General features: G+C 71.0%; 9 protein-coding genes and 1 pseudogene. 6 read left to right on the plus strand and 4 right to left on the minus strand.

Translation table 11 applies throughout. The features are described 5' to 3' along the window. Positions 1–92 precede the first annotated feature (92 nt). Together ACN9M0_RS34425 and ACN9M0_RS34430 are read left to right on the plus strand one after the other, a co-directional pair. Positions 93–1,595, plus strand: coding sequence for an APC family permease (locus ACN9M0_RS34425; RefSeq protein ID WP_426404818.1), 1,503 nt, complete (start codon positions 93–95; stop codon positions 1,593–1,595). 183 nt (positions 1,596–1,778) lie between these two features. Then, on the plus strand, positions 1,779–2,969 hold the full coding sequence (locus ACN9M0_RS34430; RefSeq protein ID WP_366041275.1) for a cytochrome P450: 1,191 nt from the start codon (positions 1,779–1,781) through the stop codon (positions 2,967–2,969). An 80-nt stretch (positions 2,970–3,049) separates the two neighbouring features. On the opposite strand, the gene ACN9M0_RS34435 is transcribed toward ACN9M0_RS34430, so the two are convergent. Further along, on the minus strand, positions 3,050–4,441 hold the full coding sequence (locus tag ACN9M0_RS34435) for a M1 family metallopeptidase (RefSeq protein WP_426404819.1): 1,392 nt from the start codon (positions 4,439–4,441) through the stop codon (positions 3,050–3,052). Positions 4,442–4,742: 301 nt separating this feature from the next. Between ACN9M0_RS34435 and ACN9M0_RS34440 the strand changes: the two genes are divergently transcribed. Next, positions 4,743–5,693 (plus strand): nucleoside hydrolase, encoded by a 951-nt coding sequence (locus ACN9M0_RS34440; protein WP_366041277.1) that lies wholly within the window; start codon positions 4,743–4,745, stop codon positions 5,691–5,693. A 233-nt stretch (positions 5,694–5,926) separates the two neighbouring features. Next, complete coding sequence (locus ACN9M0_RS34445) at positions 5,927–6,427, plus strand: DUF1269 domain-containing protein (protein ID WP_366041278.1); 501 nt, start codon at positions 5,927–5,929, stop codon at positions 6,425–6,427. A 93-nt stretch (positions 6,428–6,520) separates the two neighbouring features. Here ACN9M0_RS34445 and ACN9M0_RS34450 read toward each other — a convergent pair. Together ACN9M0_RS34450 and ACN9M0_RS34455 are read right to left on the minus strand one after the other, a co-directional pair. Further along, positions 6,521–6,691, minus strand: a pseudogene (locus ACN9M0_RS34450) (arginine deiminase family protein); the annotation flags it as partial. 187 nt (positions 6,692–6,878) lie between these two features. After that, positions 6,879–10,241 carry a S8 family peptidase gene (locus tag ACN9M0_RS34455; protein WP_366041279.1) on the minus strand — a complete coding sequence of 1,121 codons (3,363 nt, stop codon included), beginning with the start codon at positions 10,239–10,241 and terminating at the stop codon, positions 6,879–6,881. A gap of 487 nt (positions 10,242–10,728) precedes the next feature. Here ACN9M0_RS34455 and ACN9M0_RS34460 point away from each other — a divergent pair, with 487 nt between their 5' ends. Further along, on the plus strand, positions 10,729–10,923 hold the full coding sequence (locus ACN9M0_RS34460; protein ID WP_426404820.1) for a hypothetical protein: 195 nt from the start codon (positions 10,729–10,731) through the stop codon (positions 10,921–10,923). Positions 10,924–11,023: 100 nt separating this feature from the next. Here ACN9M0_RS34460 and ACN9M0_RS34465 read toward each other — a convergent pair whose 3' ends face one another. Beyond that, on the minus strand, positions 11,024–12,619 hold the full coding sequence (locus ACN9M0_RS34465; RefSeq protein WP_426404821.1) for a hypothetical protein: 1,596 nt from the start codon (positions 12,617–12,619) through the stop codon (positions 11,024–11,026). A gap of 268 nt (positions 12,620–12,887) precedes the next feature. On the opposite strand from ACN9M0_RS34465, the gene ACN9M0_RS34470 reads away from it, so the two are divergent. Further along, positions 12,888–13,577 carry a class I SAM-dependent methyltransferase gene (locus tag ACN9M0_RS34470; RefSeq protein WP_366041282.1) on the plus strand — a complete coding sequence of 230 codons (690 nt, stop codon included), beginning with the start codon at positions 12,888–12,890 and terminating at the stop codon, positions 13,575–13,577. Positions 13,578–13,594 lie beyond the last annotated feature (17 nt).

The following is a 13,594-nucleotide window of genomic DNA, read 5'->3' on the forward strand; positions in this document are numbered from 1 at the left end:
GCCCCGCCGGGCCTCCCCGACACGGACGCCACGCCGTCACCGCGCTCGCGCGCACCTGCTCGCAGTACCCCTCTCCCCGCAAGGAACTGCCCGTGTCCTCCCACCTGTCGTCCACCGACTCGCGCGCTCCCCACACGACGACCGTCCTGCGGCGCAGCCTGAAGCGCCTCGACATCACCGCCCTCGCCATCGCCGCCGTCATCTCCTTCGACACCGTCGGACAGATCGCCACCGGTGGCGGTGAGGCCGCCACCTGGACGGCGGCCCTCGCGCTCCTCTTCCTCGTCCCCTACGCCCTGCTGTTCGCCGAGACCGGGGCCGCGTTCCCGCAGGAGGGCGGCCCGTACGTATGGGTCAAGCTCACCCTCGGACGTTCGGCGGCCGCGCTCACCACGCTGCTCTACTGGGTGACCAACCCGATCTGGCTGGGCGGCTCCCTGGTCTTCCTCGCCGCCGAGACCTGGGACGGCTTCGTCCTCCCCCTGGGCTCGGGCACCCTCGCCGACTACACGTTCAAGCTGCTGTTCGTCTGGACGGCCATCCTCACCGCCGTCGTCTCGCTGCGCCGCGGCAAATGGATCACCACGCTCGGCGCCGCGGTGAAGGTACTCACCCTCGCGGGGTTCACCCTGACCGCCGTCTTCTACGGGACGGAACACGGCTTCCACGGCCTCACGGACGCCCACTTCACCCCGACGACCGCCGGCTTCCTCGGCCTCGTCCCGATCCTGCTGTTCGCGTACGTCGGCTTCGAGGCCCCCAACGCCGCCGGCGAGGAGATGCACGACCCGCAGCGCGACGTGCCCGCCGCACTCGGACGGTCCGCGAGCGTCGCGGCCTGCTGCTACCTGCTGCCGGTCCTCGCGCTGCTCGCCGTCGTCCCCGCCCACCAGGTCACCGGCATCGGCGGCTTCATGGAGGGCGCCCGCCTCGTCTTCGGCATCTACGGCGCCGCAGGCGGCCCGCTCCTGACACTCACCGCCGTCATGTTCGTCTTCGCCCTCCTCACCCAGGGCAGCGCCTGGATGATCGTCAGCGACCGCATGCAGGCGATGGCCGCCGCCGACGGCGGCTCCTTCACCCGCAAGCTCGGTGCCTTCCACCCCCGGCTCGGCACGCCCGTGCGCACCAACCTGCTCTCCGGAGCGGTGGCCACCGTGTTCATGATCGTGGCCATGCGGGTCGCGGAAGGCGACGCGGGCGCGGTGTTCGCCGTCGTGCTCACCGTGGCGGTCACCACCCTGCTGCTGTCGTACCTGGTGATCGTCCCCGCCCTCGTCCTGCTGCGCCTGCGCCGGCCCGATGTCGTACGTCCCTACCGCGTCCCCTTCGGACGCCGCGGCTTCATGACCTGCGCGGCGCTGGTCTACGCCTGGATCCTCGTCGGCTCCTGGTGCGCCCTCTTCCCCGGAACCCTCGAAGCGCTCTTCGGCATCGAGTACGCCTTCGACGACACGTGGGGCATGTCCCGGGCGGCCTTCGAGGCCTTCACCCTCGGCACGGTCGCCGTACTGCTCCTGGTCGGAGCCGTCGGCCTGAGGATCGCCCGCCGGGAGAAGCCGGAGCCGCTCCCCGCGGCGGAAACGGGCGCCTAGACGGGTGTTGCGTTTCCCCCGGCAAGCTTCATTGCAACGCGACGTTGCATTCAAGCGCAGGGTCATTGCATCAATTTAGCGAGGCTCACCAGTGGTTATGTCTCCTCGGTGATTGACGGAAGTCTGAACGCAACGTAGCTTTCGGATTACTTCAACACCCGATGTCGCGAGCTGAGGATGACCATGACCGAGTCCCTCCACACCGTCACGACGCTGCCGACCGAGCGTCCCTCCGGCTGTCCCTTCGACCCGCCGGCCGAGCTGATCGACGCCCGCCGGCACGGCCCGATCAGCCGCTACACCCACCCCGGGGGGAAGTCCGGCTGGCTGATCACCGGATACGACCTGGTGAAGTCGGTCCTGGCCGACCCGCGGTTCAGTTCGCGCAAGGACCTCATGAACGTGGTCGACTTCGAGCTTCCTCCGGCGCCGCCCGGTGAGTTCCTCCTCATGGACGAGCCGCAGCACAGCCGCTACCGGAAGCCGCTCGTCGGCAGGTTCACCGCGCGGCGGATGCGCCTGCTCGCCGAGCGCGTCGAGGAGATCACCGCCGACTGCCTGGACGCCATGGAGGCGGCCGGGCCGTCGGCGGACCTCGTGACCGCGTTCGCCAAACCCATCCCCACCATCGTGATCTGCGAGATCCTCGGGGTGCCGTACGAGGACCGCGCTTCCTTCCAGGAACAGATCGACAAGTTCATGGGCGGGGAGGTGAGCGACGAGGAGCTGATCGCGGCCTACACCGCGACCCAGGAGTACCTCGCCCGACTGGTGAAGGCCAAGCGGGCGAACCCCACCGACGACGTGCTCAGCGAACTCACCGACAGCGACCTCACCGACGAGGAACTGAAGGGGATCAGCCTGATCCTCCTCGCGGCCGGATTCGACACCACCGCCAACATGCTCTCGCTCGGCACCTTCGCACTGCTGCAGAACCCGGAGCAGCTCGACGCGCTGCGCGCCGACCCCGCGCTCACCGACGGGGCCGTCGAGGAACTGCTGCGGTATCTGACCGTCGCCAAGTCCTTCATGCGGACGGCGCTGGAGGACGTCGAGGTGGGCGGACAGCTCATCGAGGCCGGCACCACGGTCGTCCTCTCGTACAACACCGCCAACCGCGACCCCGAGCGCTTCACCGACCCCCATGAGCTCGACCTCCGCAGGGAGCCCGCCGGTCACCTGGCCTTCGGCCACGGCATCCACCTGTGCCTCGGTGCGCAACTGGCCCGCGTCGAGATGCGGGTCGCGTTCGCCGCCCTGCTGGAGCGCTTTCCCACGCTGCGCCTGGCCGTGCCGGCCGAGAAGGTCGCCCTGCGCCCGGAGCTCGCGGACATCTACGGGGTGAAGAGCCTCCCGGTCACCTGGGACGTGTGACCGCGGACCCGCCCGGAAGGAACACGCCGGGCACGCGTACCTGATGTACGCGTGCCCGGCCTCGTCCGTCGTTCCCGCCGTCAGAGGATCCTGTGCTCCGTCCAGAACGGGCCGAGGTCCTGCGCCGTCGCCGCCTGCGCCGCGCGCTTGAAGTCCGCGGTGGTGGCGACGCCCAGCCAGTGGTCCCGCACGTAACCGCGCAGCACGGCCGCCATCGCCGGGCCGCCCAGGACCCGTTCCAGATCGTGCAGGGCGCAGGAGCCGCGCATGTAGACGACGCGGACGTACTCGGAGCGGTGGCCGTCCCCGTAGTACCCCATGGACCGGGTGAGGGCGGCCGTACCGCTGGGCCACGCGCCCGCGTCCTCCCAGCAGGTGGCGGTGTCGTCCCGGTAGTACGTCCGGTTCGCGTACTGCGCGAAGGACTCGTCCAGCCACGGCGACGTGAACTCGTCGTTGCCGACGATGCCGTAGAACCACTGGTGGGCGATCTCGTGCACGACGGCCGAACCCTCCGGTTCGGTCCAGAGCAGTACGAGGCCCGGGAACTCCATGCTGCCGAAGTCGTCGAGGTGGTCGCTCATGACGAGGTCGAGTTCGCCGTACGGATAGCGCCCGAACCGCCGCCCGAACTCGTCCACCGCGCCGACGGCGTTCTTCATGTCGACGGCGACACCCTCGGGCGACGTCGAAGCGGTCCAGTACGCGTTCAGCCGTACCCCGCCGGGCGTCGTCACCGTCCTCGACCGGAAGGGGCCCGCCGCCCACGCGAAGTCCCGCACCCCGTGCGCGACGCTCGTGCTGACCGTCCGGCCGGGGGCGCCCGCGTGCCGGCTCGTGGTGCCCGTCGCGGGAACGACGAGCGTGTCCGGGTGATCGAGCACGACCCGGAAGTCGCCGGTCAGGGTGTAGAAGCTCTCGCCGAAGCCGACGTCCGGGTCGAGGTGCCGGCCCTGGGCGTCGCGTACGGACAGCAGCGGCAGCGCGTTGCCCAGGAAGCGGTACGCGCCGTCCCGTCCGAAGCGGTGGACGCGGTCCGGGACGGTGATCGAGACGTCGAAGGAGACGCTCGCACGCGCCCGGTACGGCAGCGGCTTCGGCAGGTCGATCTGCAGCGCTGTGCAGCCGACGGCGAGCGGTCGCGGGGTGCCTCCGGCGACCCCGCTCACCCGGACCGGGGACGGCTTGCCGGGGGCTCCGCAGCCGTCGGCGCCGTTGCCCCAGAGCCGTACGTCGACCGAACGCAGGGGAGTTCGGGCGGAGTTGCGGAAGGACACCGTCTGGCGGCCCGTCCAGTGCGAGCCGTCGGCGTCGGCCCGCAGAGACACGTCGTACGAGGGGTGATCCGGTGTCGCCGCCGGTACGGGGACCGCGGCGTCCGCGGGGTCCCGCGCCGCGGCCGACTGGGGGAGGAGCGTCAGGACCGCTACGAGGGCGAGCAACGGCGCACGCCAAAACCTGAGCGAGGTCATGCCAGGCACGCTAGAACGCCCGTACGCCCGGACGGGTGCGTTCCGCGTACTGCCGGGCACCCGTGGCGGGTGGTCAGGTCCGGGTGCTCGCGTACTGCCGGTCGCCCGCGGTCGGTGGTCAGGTCCGGTGCTCGCGTACCGCCGGCGGTCGGTGGTCAGGTCCAGGTGACCGCGTACCCAGGCGCGTACCCAGGCGCGTACCCAGGCGCGTGGCCAGGTGTGGTGCGGCCGTACCGCCCGACGCCCGCGGTCCGGAGCGCGCGTCCTTCGCATGCGCGGTCGGATGTGGGACGGTGAACCCATGCCGGTCCCCGTGATTCTCGACTGCGATCCCGGTCACGACGACGCCTTCAACATCCTGCTCGCCGCCGCGCACCCCGCGATCGACCTGCTCGCGATCACCACCGTCGCGGGCAACCAGACGCTGGAGAAGACCACCCTCAACGCCCGCCGGGTCTGTGCGGCGGCCGGGATCCGGGGCGTCCCGATCGCGGCGGGCCGCGACCGGCCGCTGCACGGACCGCCCCGGGTCGCCGAGAACATCCACGGCGGCTCCGGACTCGACGGGCCCGGCTTCGGCGAGGGGGAGCCGGACGTGCCGCAGGACCCGCGCGACGCCCTCACCCTCATCCGGGACACCCTGCTCGCGCACCCGTGGCCGGTGACCCTCGTGCCGACCGGGCCGCTCACCAACATCGCGGTCTTCCTGCTCGCCCACCCCGAGCTCACCGGGCGGATCGAGCGGATCGTGCTCATGGGCGGGTCGACGGGACGGGGCAACACCACACCCGCGGCCGAGTTCAACGTCCTGTGCGATCCGGAGGCGGCGGACATCGTCTTCCGCAGCGGTCTGCCGGTGACGATGTTCGGCCTCAACGCGACGCATCAGGTGCGGGCCACCGCCGAGGTCGTCGCCCGGATCGCGGCGCTCGGCACCCCGCTGAGCGCGCTCTGCGTCGACCTGCTGACCTACTTCGCGTCCACCTACCGCGAGGTGTACGGATTCGACGCGCCCCCTCTGCACGATCCGCTCACGGTCGCCCACCTCATCAACCCCTCGCTGGTCAGCCTGGTGCGGGCGGCGGTGAGGGTGGAGCTCAACGGAACGCACACCCGGGGCGCGACGGTGGTCGACCTGCACGGGGTGACCGACCGGCCCGCCGACACCGAGGTCGGCATGGAGGTCGACACGGACGCGTTCTGGGAACTGATCGTGGAGGCCGTGCGCGTGCTCGGGGGCACCGCCGCCTAGTACCTGGTGGCGGGCGTACCAGCCCGCCGGACGGCGGCGAACCGGTCGGCTCCCGGGTTCATCGAGTCGCGACGCTGTGTATATCGGGACAGGATGGCGTTTTGTGGGCCCGACAAGACCGATGCCACCGCCCCTGGTCACCAGCGGTCGGCCCGCCGAGCCCGTGCTGACGGTTCGGCTCACCAAGGCACAGCGTTACCGACAACACCTCTGGAGACCGAAGGAGAACCCGTATGTCCGAACTCATCGTCCTCGGATACGAGGACCGGGCAGTTGCCGACAAGGCGTTCGCGGCCGTGCTGAAGCTGCGCGACGACCACGTCGTGGAGCTCAGCGGACTCGCCGTCGTCACGGTGGACCAGGACGGCAAGACGCATGTCGACACCCCGGCCCGGAGCGAGGAGGTGGCGATCTCGGCCACGGCCGGCGCTCTCTGGGGCATGGTCTTCGGCATGCTGATCCTGACCCCCGCCATGGGCGTGGTGGGCGCTGCCGTCGGAGGCCTCATCGGCAAGCTGAACCAGATGGGTGTCGACAACAAGTTCCGCGGCAAGGTGCAGGAACTGCTCCGTCCCGGCTCGGCAGCCGTCGTGATCATGGCGTCCAAGCTCACGGAGGACAAGTTCGCCGAGGCCATCGGGCAGTACGGCGGAACGGTGCTCAAGACCTCGCTCTCGGAGGAGAGCGAACGCGAGCTCGCCGACCAGCTCGCCGGCCCGGCGTCGGAGGGCTGACGGGCGGACGATTCGACCTCGTACCCAGCGGAGTGATGCCGCCCCCCGGAGAAGGGCCGCATCACTCCTCGCTGTCTCCCGGGAGCCGCCGGTTCAGAAGCCGACGGCGTCGCGGCTCAGCGGGCAGGTCATGCAGTGGCCGCCGCGGCGACCCCGGCCGGGCTCGGCGCCGACGATGGTGATGACCTCGTCACCCGCCTTGCGCAGCAGCTCGCGGGAGGGAGAAGACCCCGGATGGCGGCCCTGTTCGAAGACGACGACGGGCGCCGGGGACCGGCCTGCCCACTGGTTCAGCAATCTATGCCGGTATGGGACATTTGTTCTTTGAAGTGGTCCACGCTGTCCACGCTCCAGAACTTCGCACACCCGGCCGCGCGAGGGGGAAGGAAGAGCGGCGTCACCACCAGAGGTGGTGACGCCGCGTGAGGGGGGAGTGGTTACCGGAGTGGCGTCACTTGCCGAGCCACGCGTTGTGGATCGTCAGCGCCGAGGTGTTGCCCTGCTTGTCCGTGACCTTGGCGGAGAAGGAGATGCCGCTGTCCTTCGCCGGGCTCTTCACGGACATCAGACCGCCGACGACCTTCGCGGCCTGCCAGGTCTTCCCGCCGTCGTAGCTCACCGACACGGTCAGCGACTTGAGGTTCGCCCCGGCCGCCGAGCCCTGCACGGTCACCGGGACCAGGACCGTCGTGCGCTCCGGGACGCGCGAGGCCAGGTCGACGGGGGCCGCGAAGCGGACCGTCGACACCGGCAGCGCCGTGGTCGCCGCGACCTGCTGCGAACGGAACGTGAACTCGGCGTCGATCCGGGTGGAGGCCGCGGCGGCCTTCGCCGGGCGTTCCACCGAGGTCGTCAGCCGGTACTGCGCGTCGGCCGCGTCGACCGTGAACGGCCGCGAGCCGCTCAGCGGGTCGTCGTTCTCGGCGACCTTGACACCGTCGCGGTACAGCGTGGACGTGGCCGAGCCGGCCGGGACGGACCCCGCGTGACCCGCGCCGTCGGAGAACAGCGGCACGGCGCCGACGAGCTGCTGCTCCCCGGTGACCGGGTCGGGAGCGGTGCGGAAGACACCCATGCCCTCGCCCAGGAGCGGGCCGGCGACACCGGTGTTGAAGGTCTCCCGGTACGTCCTGCCTGCCTCGTACCGCTTCGGCCGGAGCATCTCCCAGGCGCCTTCGAAGGCCGGGTAGCCCCACTGGTCGGGGTCGCCCAGCTGGTTGTACCGGGTGAGCCACGTGGCGCCGTCGCCGGTCGAGACGTAGAAGGTGCGCGTGCCCGGCACCGGCTGCGGCGCGGAGAACCCGTTGCCCTCCGGCGCGCCCGGCAGATGGGCGTACGGGGAGGCCAGCGCGGTCTTACCGGGGACGGAGGCGCCGAGACCGACCTTGAGCGTGGCCAGCTCGCTCGCCTTCACGTGCCTGGTGTAGCCCGTCGCGACCGTGCTCGCCTTGCCGCCGAAGGCCACCGAGTACTGGCTGGTGGCGTCCTTCAGGAAGTGCGCGTCCCAGGTCTGCAGGAGGGAGCCGTCGGTGACGGCCGGACCCGCGTGGGCGGTGCGGAATCCGGTGAAGCCCCTCAGGACCCAGCCGTTGCCGATGCGACCGGATTCGGTGGCGAGCTCGTAGTACGTGCCCGCGTAGTCCGCCTTGTCGATGCCGGGCACCGTGAGGTCCACCGGCTTGGTGGTGCGCGCGTCGGCGGTCACCGTGGTGTCGGCGGAGACGTCCAGCTTCGGCTGGGCGATCCAGTCGGTGCCCTTGGTGTAGTCCGACGGGTCCTCGTAGACGGCCGTGTTGAGCGTGTACGTGCCCTTGGGGACACGGATCGTGTGGGCGCCCGGCTCGTTGTCGATGCGGCTCCCGAAGCCCGCGGCGGGGCCGCCGACGCCGTTCAGGGTGTTGGAGAAGTTCTGCGCGTCGGTGCCGTCGCGACCGAGCGTCCGGATGGTCAGGTCGTACGACTCGGCCTCCCGTACGGCCACCGCGGCCGTGCGGACGGACTGGCCCGCGCCGGCGGCGGTGACGTAACCCGAATAGGTGCCGTCGGCGTCGCCGATCCGGGTGTCGGCCACGAGGTCGACCGCGGCGGTGCCGCCGGCGGGCACGGTCAGCTTCGAGGCGCCGAGCGTGAAGAACCCCGCCGGAGCCGGCTTGCCCGCCGGGTCCAGGGTGGACACCGACAGGTCGAGCGTGACGTCGGTGGCCCCGAGGTTGCGGTAGACGAGCTTCTTCGTGACGGTCTTGTCGTCGGCGTGCGGCCACAGCGCCGTGCCGTAGTTCAGCGACACCGGCTCGGCGATCACGCTCTGGCCCAGCGCCCTGTCGACCTGGATCCGGCCGGAGCCCTGCTGGAAGGCGGTGTAGTCGCCGCCCTTGGTGGACCCGGTCAGCGCGCCCTTGAGCTCGGCGGACTTCCAGTCGGGGTGCTTCTGCTTGAGGATCGCGGCCGCACCGGCGACGTGCGGGGTCGCCATGGAGGTGCCGTCGATCTGGAGGTAGCCCGGTGCCGGGTGCGGGGTGCCGGGGCGCAGGTCGATGAGGCTGCCGGGGGCGGCGGCCGCGGTGATGGCGACGCCCGGCGCGGTCACGTCCGGCTTGACGGCGCCGTCGCCGACGCGCGGGCCGGTGCTGGAGAACGGCGCCAGCTTGTCGTCCTTGTCGACGGCGCCGACGGTCAGCGCGGAGTCCGCGGTGCCCGGCGAACCGACGGACGACGCACCGGACTCGCCCTCGTTGCCCGCCGCGATGGCGAACAGGATCCCCTTCTCGGCGGTCAGCCGGTCGACCGTCGCCTCCAGCGGGTCCACGCCGGGGCTGTCGGGGCCGCCGAGGCTGAGGTTGACCACGTCCGCGCCTTCGGCGGCGGCCCACTCCATGCCCGCGATGACGGCGGAGTCGTCCCCGTAACCCTCGTCGTCGAGGACCTTGCCGCTGATCACCTTGGCGCCGGGGGCGACGCCCTTGTACCGGCCGCCGGACCTGGCGCCGGTGCCGACGGCGATCGACGCGACGTGCGTGCCGTGCCCGACGCGGTCCACGGCGTCGGCGGAAGTGGAGAAGTTCTTCTCGCCGACGACCTGGGTCCTGAGGTCGTCGTGGGTCTTGTCGACACCGGTGTCGAGCACGGCGATCTTCACGCCCGTGCCGTCGTACCCGGACTCCCACGCCTTGTCGGCGCCGATCTGCGGGACGCTGCGGTCCAGGCGCGCTCCGCGCACCCCGTCCAGCCACACCCTGCCGATGCCGGCGGCGGTGGCACGGGCGAAGCTGTTCTGCCCGCTGGTCAGCGCGTCCCACACCTGGGCCACGTCGTCCTGGGGCGTACGGATCGCGTCGGCGTTCAGCGTCGGGAACGTGCGCCGCAACTGGGTGTCACCGGCCGCACGCACCTCGGCGCGTGCGGCTCCGGCACCCCCTTCGTACTGCACGATCAGCTTGAGACCCGCGCGCTGGCTCTTGCGCAGCCGCGGGTCGGTGAGCACGTCGAGGTCGAAGAGCCGCTGGTCGAGGCGGCCCGCGGCGATCAGGCGCTGCGCGTCGGCGGGCACCACGAGCGTGTGGTCCCCGGTGCGCTGCACCTGTACGGGTATGTGCTCACGGCCCGGGGCGGACTCGAAGCCCACCATCCGGCCCTTGGCGTTCACGACCACGCGGTCTCCCGTGATGAGCGGGATCCGCTGGGTGCCGTCGATACGTGTGGTGGTGTCCGAAGCGGCCGCCACGTTCGCGGCGATCGCCGTCGTGGGGCCGGTCATGCCTGCGACGAGGGCCACCGATGTGGCTGCCGCGATGCTGAAGGCGCGTGCTTTCTGCACGTGTGCGCGCAAGTCTCCCCCAGGAGCTTGGGATGAGGTCGAGTGGTCGGTTCCGGACAGGGGCACCTTGGCGCCCGTCGCCGGTCAGCGCAGTATGTGAGGGGAGAAACGCCTGATCAACGGCCGTAGGCGCGCGGGAGGTTGAATCACATGGTTTCCGGCCATCCTGAACTCGGCGAGTTTGATGGGACGACGATGGCACTGTGACGAGCGCGTGACGGCGGGGAGATCCTTGCGCGACAGCGGCCCACGTCGGGCCCGCCGGATCGCCCTCCGCGGCAGGCCTCGCGGCCTTTTCGGCCGCCGGCGCCCGCGCGCTCGGAGCACGCCCCTCCGATTGGCCGTATCCACACCCGGAGGGAACGGCTCTCCGTCCGCGCACGGAGCACGGTCGCGCTCCGGTACCCGTCGGCTCAGACGTCGCGGCGGCGTGGGGCCGTCGCCGCGGCGGCGTAGGGCCGTCACCGCGACGGCGCAGGCGGCGAGTGTGGGCGCCGCCGTAGGCGACGTACCGGAGGCGGTCGAACTCGCGGCGGACCTCGCACCCGACGTCGTGGTGAGGGACATCCGCATGCCCGGCGTGAACGGCATCGAGGCCGCGTGGCTATCGCGGGGCGACGCACTGATCGCGCCCAGCGTCACCCGCGTCTACGAGGCGGGCCTGGCATCGACGTCCGGCTGAGGCGGAGGCGGGCCTGGCATCGGCGTCCGGCTGAGGCGCGGCGGCCCGAGGCGTCCCCGCCGGACATGTCCGGCGCGTCCGGCGGGGACGCCTCCTGCCACTACGGCTGGCCGTCGATCCAGCTCAGCTTGTGCCCGTACAGCACCCGCTGGCAGTAGTCCGTGCCCACCGGGTCGGCGGCGTCCCGGTTCGACGTGCAGTCGGAGGCCGAGCCCGGACGGTGTTCGGACAGCGACCACAACCGGCCCGTGCCGCGCTCCACGTAGAGATCCTCGGCGCCCCGGGCGGTCTTGACGGCCTGGCCGTTCTGGACCAGCTGGCCGTTGCTCCAGTTGTAGCGCCAGAGGTTGCCGGGCTCGTCCGTGCCCTTCGACTCGTTCACGTACAGCGTGCCGTTGTAGGCCGCCGCTCCCTGGGCGCCGCCGTTCGTCAACGGCAGGTAGTTGGCCCAGCCTTCCGCGGCCACGTCCGCCGACCGACCCTCCAGGTCCGCGATCGGGTACGAGGCGATGCGACCCGTAGACGGGTAGCCGCTCTCCGGACGGCAGTACTCACCCATGATCATCCGGTCCGGGGTGGTGCTGCGGTCCAGGGAGATGTAGGAGGCCTTCGGGGCTCCGGTGGGGACGCAGGCGTAGGAGCCCGCGGGGTTGCTCTGCGTCGCCTTGAACTTCCACGCGGCGACCTGCGGCATCACGTAGCGGTAGCCGAAGCTGTACCAGACGTTGTCGTGCCGGCCGACCTTCGTCTTGTCCTGGGTGTCGGCGGTGGTCTGCACGCCGTCGGTGTCGGCACCCATCGCGTCGTGCGTGCTCGGGTCGCCGTCCGGGTCCAGGTCCATGATGTAGCGCATGTCGAAGACACGCACGCCGTTCCGGGTGTCGGCGACGTACAGGTAGTTGCCGTACCAGACGATGCCGCCGGCGTGGACGCCCTTCTGGATCGGGTACTCGGAGGCGTGCAGCCCGTCGAAGGAGACGTGGTCGGCCGCGTTGATGTAGGTCCAGCCCAGCAGGACGTGCCGGTACTTGGTCTCGGAGATGCCGGAGGCCGGGTTGACCCGGCTCTGTACGAAGGTGATCCGGACGCCCTTCTGGTTGCAGGCGTCGTCGGCCTCCAGTTCGGCCTCGGTGCAGTCACCGGTCGCCGGGTCCGGGTCGTCCTCCCGGCCCGGGTCCCAGCCGTCGTACGAGGCGAACAGCTGGATGTTCCCGGCCTCGCCCCACAGCTCGTTGTCCTTGGCGTCGGAGACGCCGGTGAAGCCCTGGGGCACCCACTCCCGCGAGGTGGAGTCGTCGTCCTGCAGGCAGTACTTGATGTCGGGGTCCGCGGCGGTGCCGAACGGGTCGCGGGAGCACCACGGCGTCACGGTGCGGTTCGCGCCGGCCAGCAGGTTCTGCACACCCGACTTGGGGAGCACCGAGTCCAGGCGGTTGACCCGCGTGGTGGTCTCGGAGTTCAGGGCGCCGGGCGACATCGTGAAGTCACCGGGCGAGGCCGCGCCGCCGGGCCCGGTCCAGTCGGTGGCGGCGAACGTCGAGGGGGCGGCTTCGGTCGTGAGGGGCTGCTGGACCGTGGGGTCAGAGACGTCCCGTGGGACGTCCTCGGCCTGGGCCGGAGCCGCGAGGCCGGTGAACGCGAGCGAGGCCGCGGCGGCTGCCGTGAGCCAGGCGCGGCATATTCGCCGTGAGGGCATGGAAGGTTGCCTCCGTTGCTGATGGGTGGACAAGTTGAACGGAGGGTTCCAGAACGCCGGAGCGAATGGCAAACGTGATCGATCAGCCCCAATACGGCGTGAACGTACGGTAGTTGATGGCGAAATGGGTGAATCGCACGGCGGCGGCGGGCGTGGGTCCGGAGGTCGGCACGGTCGGGAGTCGACGGTCCGGGGGTCGATCGGTGCAAGACCTGCCGCCGATCCCCACGAGATCCACACGGCGGACCGCGGGCCCTAGCATGGGCCGATGAGCGCGCACCGTATCGATCGTCCGACGGATCTCGACGTCGTCCGTGAGTCCTATGACCGGGTCGCCGACAACTACGCCCACATGGTGCTGACGACCGGGATCGGTGACATTCGCCGCCATCCCTGGCTCAAGGCGTCGATCGACGCCTTCGCCGACACCGTGAGCGGTCTCGGGCCCGTCCTCGACGTCGGCTGCGGACCCGGAACGGTGACCGGCTACCTCGCCGAACGCGGACTCGACGTGTCCGGGGTCGATCTCTCCCCCCGCATGATCGAGAACGCGCGCCGCCTTCACCCGCAGTGCCGCTTCGGCGTCGCCTCCGCCACCGAACTCGACCTCGACGAGGAGTCCCTCGGCGGCGTCCTCGGATGGTGGTCCCTGTTCAACCTCCCCCGCGAGGTCCTCCCTCAGGTCCTCGCCATGTTCACGCGCGCCCTGAAGCCGGGCGGACACTTCATCACCGCGACGCACGTCGGCGACGAGGACCTGGCGCGCACCGAGGCGTACGGAGGCGTACCGGTCCGCTGGACGACCCACAAATGGCAGCCGGAACAACTCGTGGACCTGATCGAACAGGCGGGCCTGCACCCGGTCGCCGAACTCCGCCTCCCGGCGGACGAACACACCGGCCCCGGCGTGGTCGTCATGGCCAAGCGACCCGACGGCCTTGCCGGTGGCGAAAGCTAGCGTCTCAGGCAGGGAAT

Source organism: Streptomyces sp. R-07, from assembly GCF_049913175.1.
Lineage (GTDB): Bacteria > Actinomycetota > Actinomycetes > Streptomycetales > Streptomycetaceae > Streptomyces.

Bases quoted from the DNA above. Each gene is read 5' to 3' on its own strand.
- ACN9M0_RS34465 (WP_426404821.1), bottom strand. From the start codon at position 12,619: ATGCCCTCACGGCGAATATGCCGCGCCTGGCTCACGGCAGCCGCCGCG.
- ACN9M0_RS34470 (WP_366041282.1), top strand. From the start codon at position 12,888: ATGAGCGCGCACCGTATCGATCGTCCGACGGATCTCGACGTCGTCCGT.
- ACN9M0_RS34430 (WP_366041275.1), top strand. From the start codon at position 1,779: ATGACCGAGTCCCTCCACACCGTCACGACGCTGCCGACCGAGCGTCCC.
- ACN9M0_RS34445 (WP_366041278.1), top strand. From the start codon at position 5,927: ATGTCCGAACTCATCGTCCTCGGATACGAGGACCGGGCAGTTGCCGAC.
- ACN9M0_RS34435 (WP_426404819.1), bottom strand. From the start codon at position 4,441: ATGACCTCGCTCAGGTTTTGGCGTGCGCCGTTGCTCGCCCTCGTAGCG.
- ACN9M0_RS34440 (WP_366041277.1), top strand. From the start codon at position 4,743: ATGCCGGTCCCCGTGATTCTCGACTGCGATCCCGGTCACGACGACGCC.